17 protein-coding genes are annotated in these 23,109 nt (G+C 61.8%); 10 read left to right on the plus strand and 7 right to left on the minus strand.

The genetic code is table 11. From position 1 onward, the window contains the following. Positions 1 to 56: 56 nt before the first annotated feature. From kdsA to V5E97_RS08395, 4 genes are all read left to right on the plus strand, one after another. Complete coding sequence (kdsA, locus tag V5E97_RS08380) at positions 57 to 896, plus strand: 3-deoxy-8-phosphooctulonate synthase (protein WP_406698869.1); 840 nt, start codon at positions 57 to 59, stop codon at positions 894 to 896. Positions 897 to 1,245: 349 nt separating this feature from the next. Further along, on the plus strand, positions 1,246 to 2,940 hold the full coding sequence (locus V5E97_RS08385; protein ID WP_406698870.1) for a hypothetical protein: 1,695 nt from the start codon (positions 1,246 to 1,248) through the stop codon (positions 2,938 to 2,940). 933 nt (positions 2,941 to 3,873) lie between these two features. Beyond that, positions 3,874 to 4,428, plus strand: coding sequence for an RNA polymerase sigma factor (locus tag V5E97_RS08390; protein WP_406698871.1), 555 nt, complete (start codon positions 3,874 to 3,876; stop codon positions 4,426 to 4,428). After that, positions 4,425 to 6,986 carry a protein kinase domain-containing protein gene (locus V5E97_RS08395; RefSeq protein WP_406698872.1) on the plus strand — a complete coding sequence of 854 codons (2,562 nt, stop codon included), beginning with the start codon at positions 4,425 to 4,427 and terminating at the stop codon, positions 6,984 to 6,986. The genes V5E97_RS08390 and V5E97_RS08395 overlap by 4 nt, the downstream gene beginning before the upstream one ends. 4 nt (positions 6,987 to 6,990) lie before the next feature. Here the strand turns inward: V5E97_RS08395 and V5E97_RS08400 are convergent, their stop codons facing one another. From V5E97_RS08400 to V5E97_RS08425, 6 genes are all read right to left on the minus strand, one after another. Continuing rightward, positions 6,991 to 7,383: a hypothetical protein gene (locus V5E97_RS08400; RefSeq protein ID WP_406698873.1), complete on the minus strand. Its 393-nt coding sequence runs from the start codon at positions 7,381 to 7,383 to the stop codon at positions 6,991 to 6,993. A 756-nt stretch (positions 7,384 to 8,139) separates the two neighbouring features. Beyond that, a complete protein-coding gene (locus V5E97_RS08405; RefSeq protein ID WP_406698874.1) occupies positions 8,140 to 9,462 on the minus strand; it encodes a DUF3386 family protein in 1,323 nt (440 codons plus the stop codon). 103 nt (positions 9,463 to 9,565) lie between these two features. After that, positions 9,566 to 11,308: a sensor histidine kinase gene (locus V5E97_RS08410; RefSeq protein ID WP_406698875.1), complete on the minus strand. Its 1,743-nt coding sequence runs from the start codon at positions 11,306 to 11,308 to the stop codon at positions 9,566 to 9,568. Beyond that, entirely contained in the window at positions 11,305 to 12,018 is a 714-nt protein-coding gene (locus tag V5E97_RS08415; RefSeq protein WP_406698876.1) for a response regulator transcription factor, read from the minus strand. Before V5E97_RS08415 ends, V5E97_RS08410 begins: the two co-directional genes overlap by 4 nt. A gap of 3 nt (positions 12,019 to 12,021) precedes the next feature. Further along, positions 12,022 to 13,143 (minus strand): vWA domain-containing protein, encoded by a 1,122-nt coding sequence (locus V5E97_RS08420; protein ID WP_406698877.1) that lies wholly within the window; start codon positions 13,141 to 13,143, stop codon positions 12,022 to 12,024. 76 nt (positions 13,144 to 13,219) lie between these two features. Next, the gene (locus V5E97_RS08425; protein ID WP_406698878.1) at positions 13,220 to 15,328 is read right to left on the minus strand and encodes a HEAT repeat domain-containing protein; all 2,109 of its coding nucleotides are present in this window, start codon (positions 15,326 to 15,328) and stop codon (positions 13,220 to 13,222) included. Between the two features lie 743 nt (positions 15,329 to 16,071). On the opposite strand from V5E97_RS08425, the gene V5E97_RS08430 reads away from it, so the two are divergent. From V5E97_RS08430 to V5E97_RS08455, 6 genes are all read left to right on the plus strand, one after another. Beyond that, positions 16,072 to 16,461, plus strand: coding sequence for a BlaI/MecI/CopY family transcriptional regulator (locus tag V5E97_RS08430; RefSeq protein ID WP_406698879.1), 390 nt, complete (start codon positions 16,072 to 16,074; stop codon positions 16,459 to 16,461). Further along, positions 16,458 to 18,920: a M56 family metallopeptidase gene (locus V5E97_RS08435; RefSeq protein ID WP_406698880.1), complete on the plus strand. Its 2,463-nt coding sequence runs from the start codon at positions 16,458 to 16,460 to the stop codon at positions 18,918 to 18,920. The genes V5E97_RS08430 and V5E97_RS08435 overlap by 4 nt, the downstream gene beginning before the upstream one ends. Further along, the gene (locus tag V5E97_RS08440) at positions 18,921 to 19,412 is read left to right on the plus strand and encodes a hypothetical protein (protein ID WP_406698881.1); all 492 of its coding nucleotides are present in this window, start codon (positions 18,921 to 18,923) and stop codon (positions 19,410 to 19,412) included. It begins immediately after the preceding gene. Between the two features lie 386 nt (positions 19,413 to 19,798). Further along, a complete protein-coding gene (locus V5E97_RS08445; RefSeq protein WP_406698882.1) occupies positions 19,799 to 20,239 on the plus strand; it encodes a hypothetical protein in 441 nt (146 codons plus the stop codon). Positions 20,240 to 20,550: 311 nt separating this feature from the next. Continuing rightward, entirely contained in the window at positions 20,551 to 21,738 is a 1,188-nt protein-coding gene (locus tag V5E97_RS08450) for a TlpA family protein disulfide reductase (protein ID WP_406698883.1), read from the plus strand. Positions 21,739 to 21,931: 193 nt separating this feature from the next. After that, complete coding sequence (locus tag V5E97_RS08455; protein WP_406698884.1) at positions 21,932 to 22,360, plus strand: hypothetical protein; 429 nt, start codon at positions 21,932 to 21,934, stop codon at positions 22,358 to 22,360. 106 nt (positions 22,361 to 22,466) lie between these two features. On the opposite strand, the gene V5E97_RS08460 is transcribed toward V5E97_RS08455, so the two are convergent. Next, positions 22,467 to 23,027, minus strand: coding sequence for a hypothetical protein (locus V5E97_RS08460; protein ID WP_406698885.1), 561 nt, complete (start codon positions 23,025 to 23,027; stop codon positions 22,467 to 22,469). Between the last annotated feature and the right edge of the window lie 82 nt (positions 23,028 to 23,109).

The raw sequence follows: 23,109 nt of genomic DNA on the forward strand, positions 1-23,109 counted from the left end.
CCGCGCGTCGGAGGGACGATCGCCGTCCCTTCGCCCCAGCCCAGGGAGGGAGTGCCGTGGCCTCATTGAACCCCGTGTCGGTTGGTCAGGTCGAAATTGGTCGGGGCCGCCCCTTGGCCCTGATTTGTGGTCCTTGCGTGATGGAGCCGAACGACCTGACTCTGGTGATCGCGCGGCGGCTGGTCGAGGTCTGCGGCGAGCTGGGTGTCCCTTTGATCTTCAAGGCGTCGTTCGACAAGGCGAACCGGACCTCGAAGTCCAGCTTCCGAGGCCCTGGGATCGACGAGGGGCTGAAGGTCTTCGAGCGGGTCAAGGCGGAGACGGGGCTGCCGGTCACGACCGACGTCCATGAGTCGCAACAGGCCGCGCCGATCGCCAAGGTGGTGGACCTACTTCAGATCCCTGCCTTCCTGGCAAGGCAGACCGACTTGCTGGAGGCGGCGGCGGCGACCGGCCGGCCGATCAACGTCAAGAAGGGGCAGTTCATGGCCCCCTGGGACATGACCAACGTCGTGGCCAAGATCACGTCTCTGAGCAGTTCGGGGGTGCTCCTGACCGAACGGGGGACGACGTTCGGTTACGGCCGGCTGGTCAACGACTTCCGGGCGATTCCCCAGATGCAGGCGACCGGCGCTCCTGTGGTTTTCGACGCGACCCACTCGGTGCAACTGCCGAGCGCGGGGGGGGGCGGAACCGTGACCTCGGGCGAGCGCGAGATGGTGCCGTATCTGGCCAAAGCCGCCGTGGCCGCTGGGTGCGATGCTCTCTTTCTGGAGGTCCATCCCCGCCCGGAAGAGGCGCTTTCGGACGGCCCGAACGCGTTACGACTCGAGGACCTGGCCGGTCTCCTTCGAACCTGCTTGCGGATTCGCGAGGCCATCTCGGTCGACGACTGACCTGTCCTCACCTGAATGTCTGTTGACCCGACCGATGAGGTCCGGATTTCGGTCCGGACAATTCTCGCCAGTTCGGCCGAACCGGGGCGTGCTGGGGCACGTATTCAGAAAAATGGCCGGTGCCACCGGTATCGGTCTCGCCGCGCCTACCGCTCATCCGCAACAATGGAGCGATGGGACAGTCTTGAGTGGGTTTCGGATCCTTTTCTCCTCTCCTTTTGATTGTCCGAGTCATTGGTTTTATTCCAGATCAGGCGGTCCGTCGGTCATCTGGCCTGGCCGGGCTGTTGTCCTCCGTCGAGCGACCGCCCCACGATCGAGTCTTGTCGACGGATCAGGAGTCATCCCCTTGAAGCGGCGTCTCAGTCTCCTGGTTGTCATCACCTGTCTGGCTCCGGTCTGGGCCGGATGCGACTACTCCACCAACGAGTTACCCCCCGCCGCAATCAGCAGCACGAACACCGAGAGCGAGCAGGTCGACTCTTCGAGCGATGCCGGCCTCATTAACATGAAGCCGACAATTCTCGAAAGCGTGATTAGCCTGATTCAGACGGCGGCTCTGAAGCCCGGCGGCGACAATTTCAAGCTCGCCGTGCTCAAGTTGAACACGTATTTCGAGGACATTCCCCGGTCCCAGTTCGCCTTGCAGCCCGAGGTTCGCGACTACCTGAAAGCGGCCAAACTGCCCGATCAGGTCATGGCCGGGTTTGAGCGGACCTCGTTCGAGATGCCCGACTCGCGGCACCTCGAAGACTGCATGCTTTATCACGGGATCGCCACCCGGATTGGCGGCAACGGCGACGATTTGATCCGGGTCCGCCGTGTGTTCGACTGGATGATCCGCCAGGTCCAACTCGCGCCTGCCGGCTCGCTCGCCGCTCCTGGGCTCCCCCAGGCGCAGGTCCGTCCCTATGACATGCTCCTGCGCGGGATGGCAACCGAGGCGGAGGGAGGCTGGTCCGAGCGGGGATGGCTGTTCATGTCCCTCTGTCGGCAGCTTGGGATCGACGTTGGCCTGTTGACCTACCAGCCGAAAGACGTCGAGGTGCCGATCCCCTGGATCTGCGCCGTCCTGCTTGATGGGAAGCTCTACCTCTTCGATCCCCGACTCGGCATCGAGATCCCCGGACCCGACGGTAAGGGAGTGGCCACGCTCGACGACGCTCTGGCCGACCCGGAAGTGCTCGGCCGGCTCACGGTTTCAGGCGCTCCGGCCTATCGTCCCGCGCACGAGTTACTGGCGGCGAGCACCACCAAGATCGGCGTCTTGATCGATTCGAGCCCCGGCTATTACGCGCCTCGGATGCTCCTGCTGGAGAAGAGCCTTCCGGGCAAGTACCAGACGGTCCTCTACCGCGACCCGGTCGATCAGAGCAAGCGCTTCACCAAGGCTCTCGGAACGCACGCGGGAGAGGTCGCCCCTTGGCCCTTGCCGCTGATGGTCGAGACGATGCTGTTCACCAACGGCGAGTTCGTCAAGGCGACCCAGCACGCCCTGTTCTTGTTCCGGCCGGAGTTTCCTTTGCTTTACGCCCGGGTGAAGCAACTTCGGGGTGAGCTGTCCGAGGCCGTGAACGACTATATGACGTTTCGCTTTGTCGATAAGCCACTCTTGATGGATAAGAAAACGCCGATGCCGGAGGAGGTCCAGCAGGCCCTGGATATGTACTCCACCTATTTCCTGGGTCTGGCTCATCTGGAGCAAGACGACCTTGGCCCTGATCAGAAGGAACACCTCCATCGGGCGGAGCTGTTCTTAAAGGCCACCCTCAAGGTGCTTCCCGCCCCTGGTCCTCGGCAGCCTTATTACTACATGTTCCGTTGGGGAGCGCAGAGCAACCTGGGGCGTTTGAACGAGTCTCAGGGCGAGTTGAAGTCGGCCATGGCCTATTATTCCGAGAATGATCCGACCGCCCAGCACCACGGCAATTTGCTTCGAGCTCGCGACTTGATCTGGAACGATCCGTTCGCTCCGCTGCCCGACCCCTTGCCGTCCGCTCCGTTGCCCGCGGTGGGCGGTCCGCCCCCAATGCTGGCGAGGTGAGGTAGGAGATAGGAAGAGGTAAGGTGACCTCGGTGGCTCGACACCGAGGTCATCCCGTGACCTGGGGTCGTGACGGACTCGTTGACAGGGAGCTGACGCTCGCCACAAGGGTGAGTGTCAGCTCCCTGTCTTTCGATCCCGGATCGTCCGCTGTGTGCAGCTCATCCGTGAACCGCACAACTTAAGCCTCGCAGGGTAGGCTCGGACGCCTGTCGACACGATGCAATACGCTTTTGGTTGAGTTTGCTTTACTTATTATTAAATTGTCGCCGTTAATTATTTGGAATTGAAATTAAGTTCATTATTAATTGTTTTGTGGAATCTCTGCGCCCTAGACGGTGTTTGTGACTCAAAAACATCGTCGCACAAAGACTTCTGGTGAACCGTTATTCCCTTGTTATGCCTCATAGACTTCTCTTGCTGGAGAGCGATCCTCCCCAGATGTGAAGGCGGCACACGATACGGTGGGACGTACATTGGCCCACCGTACCGTGGCTTCCTGGCCCTTTCAGGGCAAGTGTGTGTTTTTTTTTAACGATCCGTGTCAGAGAACCAATAATTCTTAGTTTCATTTCACGGCTCACTGAGCCAGAAGCAAAAGCATGCCGATCACGATGAGTGGCGCATTCGATGCTCCGTTGAGCTGGTCGGCATACCAAATTCATCGAATAGAGAGAGATTTTATTTTCATTCGATTTTGATTTATTTAAGTTGGCCAACTAGGTGTTGGTTGGGTGATGCTTGCGCGAGACCGGTGGATTAAGATAGACAGCGAGTCCAAGGGTCTCGTCTCCGCATGTCACGCGGGCCTGACACCTAGATTGATTGCGCCGCAGACACCGTTGTGACATGGCGTCCCTGATTATTTTTGCCCCCCGTGGTGTTGCGGGACCGGCTTTAGAACCAAGCAAGCATCTTGGAGGATGGCAAGTCATGCCCGAAGGCGATGAGTTCGCCGAACTTGTCCGCCGCATTCGTTCTGGCGACGCCGAAGCGACGCAGCAGTTGATTCGGCAATACGAGCCGGCAATCCGCCGTGAAGCCAGGCTCCGCTTAGGTCCCTCGCTTCGGCCTATGTTCGATTCGATGGACCTTTGCCAATCAGTCCTTGGCAGCTTCTTTGTGCGAGTCGTCGCAGGTCAGTACGAATTGAATTCGCCGGGCGGAGTGATGAGACTCCTGCTTGAGATGACGCGGAATAAGATCCGCGAGAAGGCTCGCAAACGACGGGAGGCTTCGCTCGGAACTTACGAACCGATCTCGGCCGATCAGAATCCGATCGAGCCAATCCTTCACCGTGACTTCATCGCCGAATTCAGCAGTCGGCTGTCTGAGGAAGAGCTTGCCCTCTGGGAGCGGCGGCGACAAGATATCCCCTGGCAGGTCATTGCGACGGAACTTGGCGGGGCTGAGGCCTCTCTGCGTCAGCGTTACTCTCGCGCGATCCGTCGCGTCGCAATGGAGCTTGGCCTGGGAGAGGTGGTATGATGGACCTCCCTGACGACCTTGCTGATGCGTCAGAGTCGGGCAAGTTCACCCCTCAATTCGGGTGGAATCCGGCGCTACGACTCGCGCTGCTATCGCGTTCCGGCTTAGAGCCGGAGAGTGCCCAAGTCGCCGGCCGCGTCGATGACCTTTCCACCGTCCAGCTTCTCGAGACGTTGAGGACCGACCAGCTCGGCCGGTGGCAAGCGGGGAAGCCAATCTGGGCCCACTCCTATCTCGCAACCTTTCCCGAATTGGATTCCGACCCCGAGGCCGCGCTCGACCTGATTTGGTCTGAGTATATGATCAGGGAAGCCCGGGGAGACCGCCCCGACCTGGAGAGCTACGCACGCGAATTCCCGCAGTATGAGTCGCTGCTTCGGCGCCAGTTTGAGGTCCATAAATGGGTTGAAGAGGCCGAAGAGTCCGAAGATTCGCGAGCGACTTCGGATGTATCCTTGGGCGATATTCCCACACCCGACTTCGCGTCTGGTCAGGAGACGCCGCAGGGGCAACGGGAACCGCGGAGGAATGGCCCTACCTTTCAATTGCCCGGGTTTGAAGTCCTGGATGTGATCGGTCGAGGCGGAATGGGCGTCGTCTACAAGGCCAGACAGCTTAGCCTTGACCGTATCGTCGCGCTGAAGCTCCTCCCCCCCGCCTTCGCCGCCGAACCCGAGCGGCAGCACCGCTTCCGCACCGAGGCTGCGATCGCCGCACGACTGTCCGATTCGCGGATTCTTCCGGTGTACGACATCCTGGAGAACCAGGGGGCGTTTATCCTGGTGATGCCGTATGTGGATGGGTGGGATCTGGCCCGGATTCTTGAGGATCGCCAGGCCGTTCAGCGTGGCGAACCGCCGGAAGGCCGGCATCCCTGTGGCCCCATGGACGAGCATGGCTACCTTCGTTTCGTGCTGCCCTTGCTCGACCAGGCCGTGGCTGCCGTAGCCGCCGTTCACGCGGCCGGCGTACTCCACCGCGACCTTAAACCCTCCAATATCCTCGTCGACCGCCGTGGCGAGGTTCGACTTACCGACTTCGGCCTCGCTCGGCTCGGTCCTGAGGCTCGGATCACGAATTCGGGACAGCAACTCGGAACGCCCGGCTTCATGGCTCCCGAACAGTGGGCGGGGCAGGAAGACATCGACGCCCGCGCCGATGTCTTCGGTCTGGGAGCGACACTTTATCAGGCGCTGACATTCAAGCTCCCCTACGGCCAAGCTCAGATTGATTCGCGGTCCCCCCCACCGATTCGTGCTCGCAAAGGGGGCGCACAGGTGCCGGCCGGCTTGTATCCGGTCATCCTCAAAGCGTTAGAGCCAGATCGCCGGTATCGCTACAACTCCGCTGCCGAAATGCAAGAGGACTGGGGTCGCGCACGTGAAGGACGACTTCCCATACCTCGTCGCCCCAGTGCTTCGCGCCGGCTGATTCGTCGGCTGCAGCGTCACCCGCTCTGGGGGATCAACGGCATGGCCTTGGGGATTGCCTTGGCCGGCGCAGGAGTTTTCGCTCTACGCAACGAGCTTCCCCAGGACACTTCCCTCGCTGCCCCAGACTCAACCCCGACGGTCCTCTTGGATACCAACCCCCCGGGGGCGCGCGCCGTGTTCGTGCCGTTGGATCAGACCGACGGCGAACCGCGTCCGGAACGCGCCATCCGCCCGACGACTATGACCCCAGTGCGCGTGCCGCTACCGCCCGGCGATTACCTGGTTGAGGTTGGCATCGTGGGCCTCGGATTTCACGAAGTCTTCCGCCACGTTCCTCACCCGGGTGAGACGCCTGGCGCGTTGCGTCATGCCCGGTCCATTCGTCTGCGAAACGGGTCGGTCGAACTCCCTTCGATCGAGATTCCAGCCGTGGCTGCCACCGTCGGGATGGCCCGGTTTGAGGGAAGCGAGTCGTTCGTGATGGGAACGGACCGTATAAAATGGGTTCCACCCCACGTCCGTAAGATCGATCCCTTCCTTCTCGACACGGCGGAAACGACCGTTGGCGATTATCGACGGGGCGCCGGGGGGCTTCCCCCCCAGCTACGCGACCAACCGCCTGTTGATTCTTTCCCCATAACCTACGTGCAATATGGCCAAGCGTTGGATTATGCCGAAAGGATTGGCAAGCGGCTGCCCACCGAGTCGGAATATGAATTTGCCGCCACGATGGGAGGAACCCGCCAATACCCGTGGGGTGACGCCCCAAGTCCGCTTGAGCAAGGACCGTGGTCCTTCGGATTAGTCCGTGCGCAAACCTATGATCGCACCGCCACGGCCCCACCCGTTTTTGGCTTATATTCCAACGTTGCCGAGTGGACGACCTCGTGGCTAACAGCCTACCCCAGCGCCGTCGCGACCATGCTTCCTGGATACCAAAACACGCGTGTTGTCCGTGGCGGTCCGGCCTCGGTCGTTAAAGGAGCGCCGAAGGACGGAGAAGTCGCCAAAGGCCCTCGTTGGCGTCATGTGTATAGCCAAGAACAGCAGCAACCTGGGCTCGGGTTCCGTTGCGCTCGCAGCGTGGCTCCGCGATTCCTTGATATGACGATCACCAAGAAGTAGCTCGTTATTTCACCACCAAAACATGGAAGTATTTGGCGGAAGCTCCCTCTCCAGAGCGGAGTTTATAGTAGCAGTCGCCTTGGCAGTGTTCCTCGATGGCGAGGACGCTCCCGCCATTCCCCGGCGCTTCATCCAATTCTTGGCCGATCCCAATCTTGACCACTCGATTCATGCCAGCGTCGTCGATATTGTGCGGGGGGTGATAGCTGATGAAAAAGACCCGAATTCGTTTCCGAATCCCATCGTGTTCGAGGTCATAATCGTGTTGCTCGAGCAATTTCGCCTCGCGTCCCAGCCAGAGATTCTCGTTGGGAGGCAGTCGTCGGGAGAGGCCGGTTTGACGAAGCTTGGAGTCCTTCAAGAAGCAATGCGCCGGGTCATTGTCGGAGCAATGCACCGGGTCATGATCCTCGCCCTTAGGCTCGCGGGTTAAGAAGATGCGAGAGCAATCCAGGTTGTCGTCGCGGCATCCCGTTTGGAGTTCTTCCTCAGACTGAACAAGGAACGGGTTTTGCGTTGGGCAATCCTCCGCATACCAGTAGAAGATTCCATTCATCTGGCCCGAAAGGCTGATAGGACAAATTGGAAGCTTCGTGGGATCCCGCTTCGCCTGGTCCTTATCGTTCATGGCAAGACCCTTGCATAAGAGGCTTGGAATCGGATGGAAAAGTCGCGAATTCACTCGTAGATAATAAGCGTAGAAAAGAATTGTAAGTCAACTGTGTAGAAAATTTTCAGTGATTCAGGGGATGATGATGTTGCGTGGTCTGGATGCGGTTGCCATGCTGCCGTGTATTCCACCCGGATCCAGCAACCCGTTGCCGTGGCCATAGTCTCAAGAGAACCAGCCCAGGGGAAGGTCGAAAGACAGGGAGCTCACACTCCCCGCTCGCCTTACAGAGGTGAGCGAAATTCATGGCCTCACGATCGGCGCCGCCCTTGGTCGTTGGTGTTCGCTCGCCTTCCAAAGGCGAGCGGGGAGCGTGAGCTCCCTGTCTTTCGACGGACGAAGAGCCCCGGTAACGTGGCGTCCGTCCCGTTGAGATGGTGGGCTGTGCCCACCATCCCGATCTCCTTGCTAAAGAAGCGGTTAAGATGTGACTGCAGTGATTTGAGCTGGTCTGCAATAAATGTTATATCGATATTTATTGCGTTAGTCGTTTGTCTTCAGCAACTCGTGATCGGTAAGCGTGACGCTCCGGACGGAGAACCCACCCCCCGACGCGGTGCTCGTCGTGTGCGAGGCCGGCAAGTCCCACGAACCGACGCGCCGCCAGCGTTCCTGGACGGTTTCGACGCGGTCGAGAGCGCCGGTGGTGGCGTCCCAGTGGTGCACGACATAGCTGTGGGGCAAGAACTTGCCATCGGCGTTCTGGTCGTTGTCGAGGACGGTAATCGTCAGATGCTTCGGCCCCATGCGGCGGTTGACCACCATGATCTGCTGCCCCTTGATGCGATAGCTCGACGCGAACCGGCCGCCGTCGAAGGTCAGGAGCCGGCCGAGGGGATGGTCTTCGCGATCGTCGGCGAAGCGGAGAATCGGTTTGTCTTCGGGGCCAGTGGCCGCCTCGGCGCGGCGGTGCATGGCGAGTGATTCGAACTGGTCCTTGAGCCAAGGACTGGCGACCGGGTCGTCGACTTTCAAGTCGACCTTGCCGTCCGCGAGGAACCGGACGGTTCCGGTGTAAGGGCGGCCGTTGGATTCGCCGGCCAGCTTGGCGGAGAAACCTGGGAAATCCTTCCAGCTCGCTCGGGCAGCGACGGCCTGCTCGAAGAGGGAGACCGCCTCGGGGTCGGCCTTCTGGGAGCCGAGCGGCCAGGCAAGGGCGAGGGTCGCGAATGCGCGGATCTCTTCGTAGGATTTGCCCCCGGCTTCTCCTGACTGCTTGGTCGAATCGCGTGCGTAGATCGAATACGGACCCGGGGCGGGAGGAGTCCAGACCGCCGTTCCGTCAGGCCCTGCCGTGGCCTCCGACTCGGTCAGGTCAGCATCCACGGCGTGGAAGACGACACCCGGCACGGGCTTGCCCTGCTTGAGCAGGACCAGCCGCAGCTTGTCCCCCTCGACCTTGCCCATGATCTCGAGTGGGATCTCCCCGCGCGGGGTCATCCGGTTGAGTTCGTCGGGATCGCCCGCGATCGCCTTGGGGTAGTAGCGGAGCAGGAACGGGATCTCTTTGGGCCGGGCCAGAACTCCGTATTCGCATGACCCCACGACCGACAGGTTCTCCGCGCCGGGCAAGGGAGCGCGGAGCCGGTCGACTCCTTCACGCACCTCGAGCGGCTGGAACGACCCGGGGGCCGTCTGAACCCAGAGTTTTGTGCCGGCGACCTTACTGACGAACTTCGGGTCGCCCGCCTCAGCCTGCTCGCTGAAATAGACCTCGGCCGACCGCCCGGCCTCGCCCGCCGGGCCGATCCGGATGAACAGGAAGTGAGCGCAAACGGTCATCACCAGGGGCGATAAGGTAAGCATCAGAATGACATCCTCATTCCGCGAATTTCGCCGGTAGACATGCCCGAGCGGGCAAGCCCTCGTCAGCCTACCCGTCGAGGCCGTGGCGGGCAACCGTCCGTCGTCACGCCTCGATCGGGAGCAGCAGCACGAAACCGACCCCGTCCGGCCCGTTCTGGCCGAGCCGCAAATCACCCCCGAGCGCTCGAGCCAGGCGCCGGCTGAGCGCCAGTCCCAGGCCGACGCCAGGGGCGGAATGGGCGGCGTCATGGGCCGACTTTGAGAACGGGCGGAACAGGCGACGGGTCGCTCGTTCCGGCAGTCCCGGGCCGTGATCACGCACGGAGATCGTCAGCTTCGAATGCGATGGCGCGACGGCGAACTCCAGTTCGATGCGCCGATCCCCGGCGTTGTTGGCGTACTTTGCGGCATTGTCGACGAGGTTCGTCAGGATCTGCTCGACGAGCGAGACATCGGTCCTGACCTGGACGTCGGGCAGGTCATGACCCACGATCAGTTTCATTCCGCCCCGATCGGCTCGGGCCGCCAGGGCCGGCTGAACGCGAGCGATCAGATCCGCCACGGCGAGGACGTCGCGGCGCTCGATGGCCCTTCCCCGCTCGATGCAGGCGAAGGCGAGGACGTTCTCGACCAGGTGGCCCAGCCGCTCGGACTCGGTGCGGAGGGTCTGCAAGTAACTGGCCTGAGTCTCGGGGTCGCTGACCATCCCCTCCGCGAGCATCTCGGTATAAAGCTGGAAGGTCGTCAGCGGCGTCCTCAGTTCGTGGGTCACGGCCGAGACGAACGTCCCTCGCCGCTCGCTCAAAGCAAGTGCCCCACCGAGCAAGAGCGCGACGGCTCCCGTGGTGAAGATCAGACAGGCCCAGGTGATTCCGAGCGAGAGCCGAACCGGCGACCAGGACATCGGGACGTCCGCCTCGGCCGGCCGCAACACTAGCCGAGCGGGTAACGCGGCGAGTCGACGGGTCGGCGCCTGATCGTCGGCTTGCACCGGTTCGAGCATTGCGTTCGGAACCAGATCGGCGACACTCCCCAGCAACTCGGCGCGAATGGCCTCCCAGTTCAGCCAGCAGCCTTGGAGGAAGGTCTTGGACCCGACCTGGACCCGACGCCCCAGAATCAGGGACTCGCCGATCCAGGCGGCCTCCATTGCGGCTTGCAAGACAGGCTCCTCGGTGGCCAGTGACCGCTCGGGAGCGACCGCCTGGGCCATCACCTTGTTTCGAGAACGCATCATGTATTCGATCGACCCTCGCGACTGGTCGGTGGCGGACTGAGCCGGGAACATACCGAGAATGTTCTTGGAGCCGCTGAACAGGGTTGGCTCTGGCGAGCAACAGAGTTCCATCGCGGGCTCGCTCACCAGCCCTCTCAGTTGGTTGAGCTGGATGGCCGCGGCGTCGATTTGGCTGGTGGGAAGGAGCCGAGAATCGGCGAGGGCCCGCATGTTGCCCTCGGGGACTTGGGGGGAATTCAGACGGCCGTCGGGACCGAATTGAAAGTGCAGGCGGATCCGGGGCGAGGAGTAGGTGAGCAAGGGGGAAGCGACGAGCACATCCCCCTTATTCAGGACCTCGAGCATGTGGTTATAAGCACGCTCGGCCGGATAGAACGAGGTGTAGGTGAAGTAGGGGCGCATCCCTTCTTCGGCGATCAGTGGGGCCAGCGCGGAATCCATCCGCCAGAGCGCAAGTTGCAGGTTCTCGTCGAGCGCTGCCTGTCGCCGGATCCGCGACTCGGCGCGTTCCAGGTCCAGGGCTACCGTGCCCACCCGGGTCATTGCGAGTGCGGCCAGGGTGACGCAGAGGCCGAACGCGAGCCAGATCCAACCAAGATGCTTTCTCATCGGGTCACATCCCCGGCGCGGAGCATGTAGCCGAGTCCGCGCACGGTCAGGATGATCCGGGGCCGCTCCGAGTCGTCACGCAGCTTTTCGCGAAGCCGGGCCACATGCATGTCGATTGTCCGGGTGGTAATTCCGGCCGGGTCGAGTCCCCAGACCTGGGCGAGGATCTCCTCGCGAGAGATGACTCGCTCGGTGTGGCTGGCGAGGTAGAGGAGCAACTCATTCTCCCGCTCGGAAAGGTCGATACGTTCGCCGTCGGCGAACCGGACCTCGCGTCGGTCGAGATCGGCGAGGCCCCCGTGGAACGCGACCCGGCGGCCGCCCGGCGGTCGACCCGGCGACCGCCTCAGGACGGCCTCGACCCTTGCCAGCAACTCCCGAATGCTGAACGGCTTGATGATGTAATCGTCTGATCCCAAGGAGAGGCCTCGCACGCGGTCATCCTCCGAGGCACGGGCGGTCAGGACGATGACCAGCAGGGTCGGCCGGCACTGGCGGACCTTGCGAAGGATCTCCAGCCCATCGCGCCCGGGCAGGACGAGGTCGAGTAGGAGGAGATCGATGGCGCAACCGGGGTCGAGGGCTGTGCGGCACCCCGCGAGCCCGTTGCCGGCCTCCAACGTGGCATAACCGGCGAACGTCAGGGCGTCGATCAGGCCCCGGCGGATCGCCGGATCATCCTCGATCACCATTACAGTCTTGCGGTTCATGGGCTACTCGAACCGGATGTTGGCACGGGCCGCTTGCTCGCGAACGGCCTTGAGGATCACCGTGTCGAGCGTCTCCTCGTTCGTGGCCGCCCTTTTCGTCCGCTCGGCGGCCAGGAACGCCTCACGCTCCCGGTGGAGAGCGAGAATCCGTTTCTGAACCGTCTCTCGCTGGGCGCTCTTGTCGTTGACGCAGGCCAGACGCTCGGACTTACTCAGCTTGCGAAGTTCGTCCGGTAGGTCGTCGTCCTTCAAGTCATCGAGCTTGCACTTGCCGGTCTTGATGGCATCAATCAAGTCCCACGAGTCGTTGCAGTACACGTTCAAGGAACTCTTCGAGACCGCACGCGAGGCGAGGGCGCTGGGAGATACGGTGCTTGCGTTGGCGTCCTGCGCCGACTGTCGCGACTGGCCTTCAAGGCCCAGTTTACCATAAGGGATGTAGGTCTTGTTCAAGTCGAGGCCCAGCCGCGCGATCTCGCCGTCCTGCGGGCAAGGGATGGAGACGACCTTGTGGTTGTGGTCGATGCTCATGTAACGGCCGTCGGCCAGCACGGCCCCTGCGCTCCAGCCGGTCTGTTCGCCCGCGGAGTTCGGGCCGCAGAAGATCGTGTTGACGATAATCCCTTTCTTGATCGCTCCGCGGCAGGCCGCAACGTAGTCGACTGATCCCTGGGTGAACGGCTCGTTGCCCGCGATGAAGATCGCCTTGTAGACACCACTCGACCGACTCCAGGTGAGCTGACCGGTGGCGTCGCGGATCACCTGTCCGCAGAACTCGCTTCCCCCTCGTGTCTTCAAGGCGAACAGCTTCTCCGAGACGGTGTCCAGGTCGTCAGTCAAGGGCACGACCATGCGGACGAAGCCTTCCTGGGCCGGCAAGTTATCATTGCCGTACTCATAGAGTGCGACCTCGATCGAAGCGGGCTTGCCATCACGCTTGGCGCGGATAAACTCATTGACAACACTCCAGAGCTGACTTTTCGCCTGGTCGATCAGACCGTCCATGCTGTTGCTCGTGTCGAGCAAGAGGGCGATCTGGACCGCCGGTCCTTTCGCCTCCGCGGCTCCGACGAGTCCGAGCCAGCCGGCTCCCGCAAACGCCACGATCGTCAGGATGCGTTTCATGAGTCGTCTCTCCGTTGTGGATTGAAGTTGAAAACATGCGGATGTGCTTGTTTGAAATTGTGGGTTGGTCTAGTTGTCATTTAGGCGACAGCTTGATCTTTCGGGTGGCCAGCAGCTCTTCGACCCGCTGCAAGAGCTCACTCCCCTCGAGACCTCCGTCTCGTGCGGCGACGACGAGCGTCGTTGCCAGGCGCGGGTCGTTGAGCACGACCAACGACTCCAGAGCCTCCTTGCGGACAGCCTGGGAGGAGTCAGAGTCGGCCACGAGCGCGGCGAGCCGGTCGCGGACCTCGTCAGAGCGGGCCTCGGGGTCGGCCAGGAGCTTCGCGGCGGCCCGGGCGGCCGCGACGACAACCAGGTCGTTCCGGGACCCGAGGCTGTCGAGAACGAGAGGAAGCGCCTTGTTGATGTGCAGGTCGCCCAGCGCGATCAGGGCAGGGGCGGTCAGTGGATTCTTCTGTTGAGCCAACTCCAGTAACCGAGGCGCGATATCGGCCTGACCGAGTCGGCCGAGCGCCCGGATCGCGGCGGCGTTCCAGCCGAGGTCGTGGCTGCTCTCCCAGATCTTTCGCAGTTCGGGAACGGCCTTCGGCTCCTGGATGGCGGCCAGCGCCTCAACGGCCGCATCCTGAAGCTCTGGCGCGGTGATATGCTCGATCGCGTAGGGATAGCCGCCGCGGTAGCCGTGTCGGCCGAGGAATTCCGCCTGTTGCAGCTTGCGGAGCAAGTTCGCCTCTTGGCCCAGGTGGGGCCACAGGACGCGGGCCGACTCGTCAGTGTCGATTCGCCGCAACGCCTCGACCGCCTGCCAGCGGACGTTGGGGAAGCGGGGGGCGAGCAAGACCGTCAACGAGGCAACGAGCCGAGGGTCGGCCACTTTCACGCAGGCCGTGGCAAAGGCGAGCTGTTCGTCGTACGTCTCGACCCGATCAAACGCCGCAACCAGCTCCGGGGCTGCCGCGTCACGCGGCAACTCGGCGATCAGGGCGAGCGCGGTGCCAATCGGCATCCCCGCATCCGACTTGTTTGCGAGTCGCCTGGCGAGTTGTTGGGCCGCCGCCTTCGGATCGAGCCTCCCCAGGGCCCGCCCCGCGGCGAATTCGGCCTCAACGGGGGCGTCGAGCGGTAGTTGCTCGAGATAGGTTGCCACCACCTGACCCTGGTCGGCCTGTCCGCTTCGGCCCACCGCGCGAAGTCGCGCCGCGTGTTCGGCAAAGGTGGTCGCGGGGCGATCGGCTCGGAGCCAAGCAAGTGCCGGCTCGATGCGAGTGGCCGATTCACCCGCAGCGCCCAGGGCGTCGAGCCCGGCGACTCGCACGCTCAGGTCAGGACCGGCGGCGTCAAGTGCCGCGACGATGGCCTTCACGGCCTGCTCCCGGATCGGCTCCTGCCGGAGATAATCGGTGTCAAGTAATGCGGCCAGGGTTCTTGCCGTGACTTCGCGGATCTCGGAGGCAGGATCGCCCAGAAACCGCGTGACGATTTCCGTGGCCTCGGGCGTCTGCGCCGCGAACGTCGCGCGACGGCGGAGCGAGATCAAGAGCGGGGCGGCGTCCCGGTCCTTGGCCTTGCGCAAGGCATCGAGCAGCATGGCCACCTTGGCTCCCCGGTCCCCTGTCTGTGTCACGGCGAGGAGCGCCTCGACCGCGGATAGGAGCGGATCAGTCTGGTCACGGAGCCGAGGGATCGATTGCTCGAGCGAACCGGCCTGGTTGCAGTTGAGGTATCCCGCCCCTTGCCGAGCCAGCAGGAGGAGCAGTAACTGCCCGCGTTCGAGCCCACTGGATCCCGCGGCGAACTGAGAGGTTCCCAGGTCCTGTCCGGTGAGCAACATCGAGTCGCGGGCGAAGATCCCCTTGAGTGTGCGCACCGGCTCGAACCGGAATTGCTGGGTGACGACCTCGGTCTTGCCCCCATGCACGATCTTGGCCTCGGTGATGTCCGCCAGTCTCACGACCAGGATCAAATCGGCCCGCGCGATCGGATCCTCCAGGTCGAGAATCCCTTGCTTGGCGGGCCGGCGGGTCTGAGCGTCTCGTGCGGATTTGGGGGCCTCCTTGGGAGTGGCGGGGGCCTGAACCGCCGCGAATCCGCGGTGCTCAGCCACCGTCATCATCACGAAGGTCGCGACAAAGGTGATGAGTGTGACGATCCCGAACTCCCTTGGCTTGGTCTTGGCCAGCATCGATGATTCCTTGTTGGGAATGGGATAATGCGTGCGCCGGCCCATTCGGCCGTGTCACGGCGGCTCGCGATTGACGAGGCTCGCCACCTCGTGTCAGGCATCGTGCCTTCGTTAGGTATCCTACGGGCGATTGGCCGATGCGTATGTCACAGCTCTGTAACATCAGGTAGCCACGAGGCCGTCCCAGGGCGTGGATTCGATGAACACGCCCTGCTCGCCGGGGGGCAGTTTGGAACGCCCCGTCGGGAGGCGAGGTCGTCGGACGGGGTCTTTCTTTAGGTTTATCGTGTCGAGATTAGGCTATTTGTATAAAATGCTATTGTGGCACTGCTTGCGCTGAATCGCAGCCAAAGTCAGTAGGCGAGGATATCGCTGTGCGCGATGATATGGCTCGCTATAAATGTCGTGAAAAAGCTGCATGTTTGCAGGTAAGCGAGTTGGGAATTAAGTAAGTATGCAAGACAGTATGTAAGTGATTCATTGATGTGGCAACGGATAAGGAGCCAATCGATGATTGGTCCCGCTGAAGACACCTCACGAGAGTGGGGCAAGGCTGCCATTAGGACGTAATCGCTCGGCAATCCCAGTCACATCCGGCGTCTGCGCTCGGGCAGGCCGCGCCTCATTCCCGGTCGCAAACCGAACCAAGAATCGGAGCGGAGCCCTTGACGATGACTACGTTTGTGGTCACCATGTCTGTGGTCGGGGGCTGATGATAGGGAATGGCACTGGAGGTTGGTGGAATGGGCGAGAGCAAACCGCAGATATCAGACGCCGAGTGGGAGGTGATGGAGGTCGTCTGGGCGCGCGGGCCTTCGACACCGGCGGAGATCATCGACAGGGTCGCGACGGGACGGGGATGGAACCATCGGACGGTTCGGACGCTGCTCTCACGGCTCATCGACAAGGGGGCGCTGCGGCGCGAAGAGGACGGGCCGCGCTCCATCTACCGCGCAGCCGTCAGCCGCCGCAGTTGCGTGCGGGAGGAGGGCCGGACCTTTCTGAACAAGGTGTTCGGTGGCGACGCGACCTCGCTGATCGTCCATTTCGCTAAGGACGCGCGAATCCCGCCTGAGGATATAGAGCGGCTTAAACGCATGCTCGACGAGAAAACGGCGGAGGACAAATCATGATGCCATTGCTGGGATTCCTCGACCGGGTCGTACCGCTACTTTGGCGGGCGACGTGGCAGGCTGGCGTGCTGATCGCCCTGATCTTTGTCATTAGGGCGATGCTTGGCAGTCGGCTCGCACCAGTCTGGCGGTTTGCGCTCTGGGGGGTCGTACTCGTGCGACTGCTGGTCCCTGTGTTGCCTTCGGGTCCCCTGAGTCTGTTTCGGTTTATGGCGTACTTGGGACCGGTTCGAGCCAATGCCTTCGGAATGCGGCTCTCGCAGCCTTCGCGCGTGGTTCCGACGGCGGCCAGTGCTCAACCGCTACCTCCGCCGCTCGCTCCGGCTGTGCTGTCGGAGGCACCCGGCCGGTTCCTCGGAATCGCGGGCGCGCCGACCAGGTCGCAAGCCAAGGGGGCGGACGGCACCTTCGAACTCGTAAGGACACCGGTGCGAATCGCCGGTTTTGTCTGGCTGGCAGGCGTGCTATTCCTTTCGGTGCGAACCACCATCGGCGGAGCCCGACTGCAGAGGCGCCGCAGTGGATGGCGGAAGCCCGACGACCCAAGGTTGGCGGCTCTGTTCGCGGAGTGTCAGGCAACGATCGGCGTGCGGTTCTCCGTCGTGTTGTGGGAAACTCCCGACGACCTCGGCCCGGCAGTCGCCGGACTGTGGGCGCCGTGTGTTCTGGTCCCGCAGTCGGTCCTGGCCTCAGCATCGCGAGAGGACATCGAGCACATCCTCCTGCATGAGCTCGCCCACGTTCGGCGGCGTGACCTAGGCCTGCATTGGCTGATGACGGCCGCTCGCGTCGTCCACTGGTTCAACCCCACTGTCCAGCTCGCGGCGGCGCGGATGCAAGCCGACAGAGAACTCGCCTGCGATGCCGACGTGCTCCGGCTGCTAGGGCGCGAGCGGCGAAACGCCTACGGCGTAACAATTCTGAAGATGGCGGGCCGGCTCGTTTCGCCGTGGCCGTTGCCCGGGCTGGTCGGCGTCTTCGGGCCTCAACAGGATTTACAAGAAAGAATCATAATGATCGCTAATTTTAAGCCAATCAGGCGGGGCTGGAACTGCGTCGCTGCCACCCTGCTGCTCGCGTTTGCCGTTACCGGTCTGACCGATGCGGCGAACGTCGCCCCGGACGATGAGCCGCCGGGCGCGAAGAACACGGTTCCGAAAGTGCCGGCCGAGACGAAAAAGGACGCGGGCAGCACGGTTCAACCGCAAGCTCCGAAAGACCGAGAAGGCGCACAACCATCGCCGAAACGTGTCACCGAATTGATCGCGGTTTTGAGGGCTGCGAAGTATGGCGACGTTATAGGGAATCCTGTGACGGCGCCCTGGGCACGCGCCATCCGCGACCTCGTCGCGATCGGGCGTCCGACGGTGCCTGCGCTTATCGAGGAACTCGATCGGACGACTGAGCAATGGCCGCTGAGGACGCTCGGTTTTACTTTGCGGGCGATCGGCGACCCCCGGGCTGTCTCGGCGCTGATCCGGGCGATCCCGCGCACCCTTCTCGAACCCGTCAGTGACTTCGGCCTGACCCTCGACGACGCAGAGCTGCTCGCGTTTATGCAGCGGCACGACCTGGACCCAGGGGACACCGGGCAGGACTTTATTTTCGGCAGGCCGTTTCGTGAGATCACCGGGGCCTTACACACGATCACCGGGCAGAAGTTCAACGAGGACGAGTTGAATTTCGTCACACTCGCAGGCGGATCGCCGCAGCGTCGGATCCAACGCCAGCACTTCCAGCAGCTCGCCGAACGCTGGGCCATGTGGTGGATCAAGAATCGGCGCCGGTTCATGGACGACCCGGCCTACGACACGGTGAAGCTTTCCAACCTCCTTGAGCCACCCGGCCGCGACGTCGTGGCCGCCCAGCCCTTCCCGACGGGCGCAAAGGTCCGGGCTGGAAGCGGGACCAACATGAACATCGGCCCCCCCCAGACCGTTCGCGACGCTCGGACGTTCATGGACCTGGACGCCGGTCGGTCGATCAAATGGCCCGACGAGCTGCCCGCCCCGGAGAAGGCGAAGCCGGACGACGTTGCGATCTGGGCGGCGCGCGAGGGCTATGACCTGCGTGGGATCGAATACCGCCCGCCGGGATCCGACAAGTCCTACTACGCTCTGCAGGGATTCAATCTCCACCTATGGCAGATCGACAACCGTCGATACAACACGATCGAGGGGGAACTTCGCGGAGATCGGGCACCTGAGCTCGGGCGGCCAGCCGGCGACCTACTGATGGACTTTGATCCCCAGACGGGGACGTACCACCCCGAAAATGAGGCGACTTTTCTTTTCGTCACGCGCGACGGGGCGACCGGCGTCCTGCAGGTGATCAACCTGATCACGGACCTCATTGTACCGAGCGACATCGGCCAGCCGATCCCGATCCAAAGAACTCGAGGATCCTATCGCGGCGTCCAGTTTCAGTACAAGCTGCTCTATGAGGAGGGCAAAGAGTGAGTGAGGAACAGGCGCGGCGAGCTCGCCCGCGATCTGATCGAATACAAGGACATGCATTGCACTTTGGATCCTGGTGTCAGGGGGCGAGTCGACACGCTCCAAGCGGCCGAGTCGGGGAGCGTGGCCGCTCAGGCGGTCTCCTCTGGCCTGGAGGAGTCGCTCTGGCTCTGCCCGATCGAGGATCGCCGCGGTTTGGACTCGAGGCGGGAAGGGATGATGGAAGGGTTCACGCTGGGAAGTGATCTGCTCCTGGTCGACTACACGGGCCGGCTGTTCCGGGAAGGCAAGGCGTCGATCTCGGGCGAGCTAGCCGGTGTATTCGCTCGGCTGGGCAGCGATGGCGAGTCGTGGTCGGCGCGGCTGTTGAAGCTGGGTCGTGGCCACCTGCTGGGGCGGTACTTCGCCTCGAGTCGGCAGCGATTGCGTGAGGTGGCTGACCACCTGGGACTGCCTCACATCGCAAACCTGGGGGGTTGTCCGGCCCGCACATAAGGCCGTGGCGGCTTGCCGTGCGAGTCCACAGCCATCATCCCCCTCCCCAATCCCGAGTAGGGGGGAACCACTCGGAGTTGATCGGTTCATTTCTCGTCCCTCCCTGGTGTCGACTGCAGCCGAGTGGGCACCAGCTCGACCCGCCTGCCCTCAATGGTTCCCTGCGATATGTATCCGGCAGCCGGAACGCGAATCCGGCCTGAGGCGGGATCGAATCGCCGGAACCCGACGTGAAAACGGGTTGAAATCTTGAGACGCAAGGTTCGTTCCGAGAATATAACTTCACTCAGGCCAGCGATACAATGCATGTCCTTGCTGATCCTTTGAGTTCACTGATTAAGGGGCAGGGAAATTCGCTGTCCGTGGTGCCACGAGGGGACCCAGCGATGCGGCTCACGGTGAAGGAGATGATGGTGATCGTGGCCGTGATCGCCGGAACACTCTGGTTGGTCGATTCCACCGGGGTCGCCGTCGGTGACGGTGGCTACCACCTGGCCGTCCGTGTTCGTTCTGCCTCGGGGTCTTCGATCCGAGCGGTGACATGCGAGGCGTTTGGAAGCGATAACGACGCAAAGGAAAGCCTGGAGCGACTCATCCCGCCCGGATCTTCATCGTGGGCGGCTTCGGCTGATCCATTCACCGGGAAGGAGTTGTCCGTCAACGTACCCGTCTCGACTCGTAGTACCGGCTTGGGCAGAATCGTGAGCGATTTCCAGTTCCGCTCTTTGCTGGTCATCGTCACCTACGGTGATGGTCGGCGAATCGGGAAGGTCGTGACGATCCCTCATCGCGATGTGACGCAGAGCGTCAGCGTTGAGTTCCCTTGAACGGGGTAGAGCCATCGCCAAAGGCCGACAGGGCGATGCCTCTGAGCACTCAGCAGACGACTCTTCGCCGATGGCCGCATCGTTGAAAGTAGAACGATTGTCCGTGCTGCTGACAGTGGATTGATTTGCTGAGGGGAGTAAGTCGATCGCCAAGATTGAGTCGGCCCTGACAGATGTGATACGATTCGAGACAGGATGCCGACTCCGTAGGCAAAGGAAGCGGTGATTACCTCTCTCCAAGCTTGGGACGCGGGGCCGACTGGCCGACAGCGTGGCTGGAGAAAGCTCTCGGCACTATCTAGGAAGAACCAATGCGAATCATGCTGTTCGGAATCTTGGCTTTCTTCCCTTTCCTTGGGGCCATCGCAGCAGACAGACCGGACCAACTAGAACATCAATTCAACAACCTTAAAAGCGAGTACGGTGCAGCACAGCAGGATCTACGGCAGGCCATGGCTCGGGCAGGTGAGGGAGACGAGCGAAAGGCGGTCTTGAAGCAGCACCAGGAGCGTAAGAAAGAACTCGGCACGCGTGCCCTAAAGTTGGCTCAAGCCGCACCAAAGACCCCTGTAACAATTGATGTCCTTACCTGGATCGTGAGTTTGAGGACACCGTCGTTAACTGCGGAGGCGTCAAAAATCCTCGTTCGCGATTATATCAATAGTGACGATATCCTGAAGGCTTGCTTGTATGCCTCAAGATCTCAGGGACCTGACTTCGCATTGGTGGAAGGATTTTTGCGTGAAGTGATGGTGAAGAGCCAAAATCGGCGAGTGAAGGGACTCACGACTTTCTACCTGGCCGGTTTCCTCAAAGATAGGGCGGAATTCGTACGCTCCTTGAAGGAGAATTCTAAGGTCTTGGAGTGGCATCGGGAGACCTACGGGGTTAAAGAGGTGGAGCAAAGTCTCGCTCGTGCCCCCAATGACCTTGCTAAGGAGTCCGAACAACTGTTCGAGAAGATCGTCGAAGATTATGCCGATCTTATGACCCAAAGCGGAGATCGTCTCGGGACGAGAGCGAAGGGCGAGCTATTTGAGGCCCGCAACCTCTCAGTTGGCAAGGTTGCCCCTGAAATCGAGGGCCAGGACGTTGACGGCGTGCGGTTCAAACTCAGCGACTATCGCGGCCGCGTCGTTCTCCTAACATTCTCGGGTACTTGGTGCGGCCCTTGCCGGGCGATGTATTCGGAAGAACGATCCCTCGTCGAACGCCTGAAGGACAAACCCTTCGCGGTCCTCAGTTTCAACGCTGAAGAAGAAGCGGAGCCACTACGCAAAGCGATCAAATCGAGAGAGATCACGTGGCGGTGCTGGTACGAACACGGACCGAACGGCCCCGGCAGTGGACCTGTCTGCATGCGGATGGGGATAAACGCTTTTCCAAGCATGTTCATCCTTGATCGTAGTGGGGTGATCCGATACAAAGAAATCCATGGCGACAAGTTAGAAGAGGCGGTGAATAAACTGCTGAAGGAGATCGACGCAGGCAACCATTAATACAATGCATTTGTGGCTGCGATGGGAGGAAGACAAGGACATGCATTGCACTGTGGGGCCTGGCATCAGAATTTGATAGATTTCCAAGATTCACCCAGGAGTTCCCGCAATGACGATCGCTCTCGCTCATCTCGTCGACCCCGACGTCACACGATGGTATCACTGCGTCACGTGATGCGTCCGGCGGGCTTACTTGCTCGGCGAAGGCGGCTCTGACCGGAAACAATGGATCGAAAACCGGCTTCAAGAGTTGGCCGGCCTCTTCTCTATCGCCGTCGGCGGCTTCGCCGTGCTCAACAACCACCTCCACGTCTTGGTCCGACTCGACCCGCAACTCGCCGGCGCCTGGTCCGACGAAGAGGTCGTACGTCGCTGGGCGCGGCTCTTTCCACCGCGTGATCAGACGCGACAGCCAGTCGAGGTCTCCCAGGCCTGGGTCGAGGGGCGGCTCAAGGACGTAGGCTGGGTGGCCACCGCACGCCTGCGCTTGCAGAGCTTGAGTTGGTTCATGAAATGCCTCAAGGAACCGCTGGCGCGGCTGGTCAATCGCGAGAAGGGGGCGCGTGGGGCGTTCTTGAAGGGTCGCTCATACTACCTCCATTCTCCTTGTTTGACGAATTGAAAGGCACCAGTGCCTCGGGCTGGCACAGAGACGCGCCACGGCAAAACAACTATCGGCCGAATTGAGTAATCACAGCATTCAAGAATGCTGATAATAGTTCCAGCCTTCAAACGGGCTCTCCATCGAGGTCTGCAGGATAGTGCCGGCCCTTGCGACTCAACGCGACTCTGCATTCGAGTCGTTTCAGTTCCCGTTCGTCAGCGTGAAGAATCCAAACGCCGTCAAACGGCCGCTCAAGCGCCTGCACCCATCCGCATCGTACCCAATCTTTCAACTTCTTCACTCGGATTCCCAGCCGCTCTGCCAGCGCGTCCGCCGACCATTGCGGCGGTTGTGGGCCCGACGCGTTTTCGCCTTCCGCCTGCCCCGCCAGACGCGGAAACAGTGAGCGGACCACGTCGGCCGTGAACGCTCCTCGTTGTTTCGGCGTCCGGAAGCCTTCCGCATTGAGCTGCTCGGCGATCCGCGGCGCCCGCCAACCGGCCCCGCGCAGCGCACCAAGGCGAGCCAGCAATTCCTCATAATTGTCGAGTTGCTTATATGCAAACACTGCGCGGCATAGCTCGTGCCGGCTCTCAAAGCCTCCCGCCCATCGGATCGCCACTGCTGTCTGCTGCCCCGTGCCACTCCTGGTGACCTCAACCCGCTCGATCAGGCAGCGCAACATCTCCTTCCGTTCGCCAGCAGTCGTTTCCGCGCGTGCCAGAGCATGGGGATATCGTGACTCAACGCTTCCAGCACGCACCGCT

The organism is Singulisphaera photorubra, from assembly GCF_045290345.1.
Lineage (GTDB): Bacteria > Planctomycetota > Planctomycetia > Isosphaerales > Isosphaeraceae > Singulisphaera.